The sequence below is a fragment of the Natronoflexus pectinivorans genome, from assembly GCF_004345615.1.
GTDB classification, from domain to species: domain Bacteria; phylum Bacteroidota; class Bacteroidia; order Bacteroidales; family Marinilabiliaceae; genus Natronoflexus; species Natronoflexus pectinivorans.
The window spans coordinates 1-1734 of record NZ_SLWK01000041.1; the positions used below are offsets into that span (position 1 = coordinate 1).

The following is a 1734-nucleotide window of genomic DNA, read 5'->3' on the forward strand; positions in this document are numbered from 1 at the left end:
ATGGGAGGATGGATGAAGCGAAAGCCACCTTGTAATGAGGGGGATAGGGGTTCCGCATTTGCCCCCGGTGAAAACCGTGCAGACTTTCATCTGGTTCTCTGTTGCAAGAAAATTGTAATAAGCCTTTTTATTTAGGAAATGCAAATGAAGCCCGACATAAAGGACTGTGCGCCTAAAGCCAACTACTCAAACTGGAACGCCATTGACTGGAAGAAAGTAGAGCGGTCGGTCAAGTCATTACAACGACGTATTGCAAAGGCAATAAGGGAAGGAAAACACAGCAAGGCCAGAAGCCTGCAATGGATTCTAACCCACTCGTTTCATGCCAAACTTTGGGCGGTAAAACGAGTTACTGAAAACAAAGGAAAACGGACGCCCGGCGTTGATAAGATACGCTGGAAAACCCCAAGCCAAAAACTATTGGCTGCCAAATCTTTAGTCAGGAAGGACTACAAAGCATTGCCCCTGCGCCGTCTTTACATCCTTAAAAAGAACGGTAAGAAAAGACCGTTGGGGATTCCCACCATGAAAGACCGGGCTTTTCAGGCTTTACACCTTCTTGCCCTTGAACCAGTTTCCGAGACACTGGCCGACAAAGGCTCATACGGCTTCCGATTACTTAGAAGCTGCCATGATGCCTTAGAAAGATGTTTCATTCATCTCTCACGGTCGGACAGTGCTACTTGGATACTCGAAGGGGACATCAAGGGTTGTTTCGACAATATCAGCCACCAATGGCTTATCGAGAACATCCCCATGGACAAAAAGATACTGCAACAATGGCTTAAAGCCGGGTTTATGGAAAACAAACAATTATTTCCAACCGAGCAAGGTACTCCGCAGGGGGGAATCATATCCCCTACCCTCGCCAACATGACCCTCGATGGCCTTGAAAATATGCTTGATAAAGCCTTTGGCATCTCAATAAGACCAGATGGCTGCCGCAAAAACAACAAGTATAAAATCCACCTTATTCGTTATGCCGATGACTTCATTGTTACGGCTAACAACAAGGAAATACTGGAAAACAAGGTCAAACCTCTTATTGAGGAATTTCTTGCCACCAGGGGGTTGCAATTATCGCAGGAGAAAACCCAAATTACCCATGTGACAGATGGGTTTGACTTCCTTGGACAGAACATCAGGATGTATGCCAAAAACAAACTCCTAATGCGACCATCCAAAGATAGCATCAAATCTGTTATGGGGAAACTCAAAGGGATTATTGTTAAACACAGGGGTTCACAAGCGGCCGTTTTAATCCGAAATCTAAACCGTGTCATTACCGGGTGGGCTAATTACCACAAACATGCCTGTTCAAAGAGAATATTCTTCAATCTGGACAGGATACTGTGGCGCAACATCTGGAATTGGGCACGCAGGAGACACAACAACCTTGGATACAGAAAGATTGTATCACTTCTGTTTATGACCATTGGCAACAGAAAATGGCAGTTCTTTGGTAAATTTTCCAACGGGAAAACCATTTTGCTTAGAATGTTCGCCCTTTTCAAAATCAGACGCCATAAACTCATTGCAGGGGCGGTCAATCCTTTTGACCCATTTTGGGATAAGTATATCCATAAAAGAAAGTTGTGCAGGGTTTTAGCCTGAATTTTTATATATTGCTGGGTGGTTTATTCCGCCTTTAGAGAGCTTGAGCCGTATGATGGGAAACTATCAAGTACGGTTCTTAGGGGACAAGGGCGGAGCAATCCGCCTGCGTTACCCGAC

At 44.9% G+C, this 1734-nt stretch carries 1 protein-coding gene; it reads left to right on the forward strand.

The genetic code is table 11. The features are described from left to right. Positions 1–144 precede the first annotated feature (144 nt). Entirely contained in the window at positions 145–1614 is a 1470-nt protein-coding gene (gene ltrA, locus EV194_RS16805) for a group II intron reverse transcriptase/maturase (RefSeq protein ID WP_243699440.1), read from the forward strand. The last annotated feature ends 120 nt before the right edge of the window (positions 1615–1734 follow it).